Here is a 1405-nt window from a genome sequence, read left to right on the forward strand (position 1 = left end):
CCTTACGCGCCTTGTCGCTGAGGTATTTCGCATCTAGCCACGCATCAAACTCATGGAGCATGATGTTGGACAAGAGCGGTGACAGAACGCCACCTTGCGGAACGCCTTCGCTGGAGGCCACGAACAGGTCACGATCGATGTGACCCGCCCTCAGGAAACGACAGAGAAGATCGACAAATCGCCTGTCCTGCACCCGTCGCCGCACACATCGGAGAAGCAGCCGGTGATGGACCGTATCGAAGTAGCTTGCCAGATCACCTTCGATGATCCAGCGGCCCCTCGTCGTATCGGTTCCATCCTGAAGCTGTATCTTCACGGTGCGGACGGCATGATGCACGCTCCGCTCAGGCCGGAAGCCATAGGAAAGCCGGTGGAAATCGCTTTCCCAGATCGGCTCCATGGCCATCAGCATGGCGCGTTGGACAATGCGATCTGTCAGGGTCGGAATACCCAGTGGTCGTAGCTTGCCATTAGACTTCGGGATATAGATCCGCTTGACCGGCTTGGGGCAGTAGCTGCCCTTCAGCAGGCTCATCCGCAGGTCATCCAGATGCTGATCCAGTCTGACCTGAAGTCGTTGCTTATCCATTCCGTCAATGCCCGGTGTTCGGGCGCCACTTGACGCCAGAACGATCCGGGCGGCTTCGGCAAGCCACTTCCGATCGGCAATGAGCCGGAGAAGCCGGTCAAACCTGCGGTTTGGATCGGTCTTGGCCCATGTTGCGAGCTTGTGCTGCATTTCGCTGATTATCAAAGGTCTTCACCTCATTGGGTCAGGTAGTTTGCACTTCAAGCAGGTTGAACTGTTCCCCTTCGCCATGTGACAGGCTTTCCCTGTCGCGGACTACTACGGGAACTCCGCCAGCATGATGGACATCAGGGTCAACTCCTTTAGCATTCCACCATGCCTTCCCTCGTTCATATGCTGGACATCATGCGTATTGGTGAGGCTGCCGGTCGCAGTCTTTGTCCTTGCATTCTGCAAGTCGATGCCGATGCCATGGTCTGGCTGTGTTCTCCCCAAGGCCCTTCGCGAGCGTCCTACATCTCTGCTCCCGTTCGGATGCACGCCGTCATACGTGTCCGGCGACATCATCAGCATTCCGCCTATTAAGCCGTGTAGGCGGAGGCGACATTCCAGCCCTCAGATGCGGGTGAACCGGTTCGTGTTCCTCAACCTTCCAATACTACAGCCTCGGGAACCATCTTGGCGTAACGGCTTCGCCTCAATCCCCTTTACCTGCGGGCTACGTCACCCTGCCAGTTGACAGCAGGTCACCGCCGCTTGGGCTCATGCCCCCTCACAGCAAGGGGCAGGGCATTCTCCTTTCCTCCTTTCTCATCGCATTCCAGACATATGCACCCCGGACCATCCGGGACGAGGCGCACCATAGGTGAAGTCGCT

General features: G+C 57.5%; 1 protein-coding gene. It reads right to left on the bottom strand.

Annotated features, from left to right (window positions below; translation table 11 throughout):
* On the bottom strand, nt 1-739 hold a 739-nt coding region (locus JKL46_RS34780), incomplete at its 3' end, for a reverse transcriptase domain-containing protein (RefSeq protein WP_246529750.1).
* Between the last annotated feature and the right edge of the window lie 666 nt (nt 740-1405).

This window comes from Microvirga zambiensis WSM3693 (genome assembly GCF_016735695.1).
In the GTDB taxonomy this organism is placed as follows: domain Bacteria; phylum Pseudomonadota; class Alphaproteobacteria; order Rhizobiales; family Beijerinckiaceae; genus Microvirga; species Microvirga zambiensis.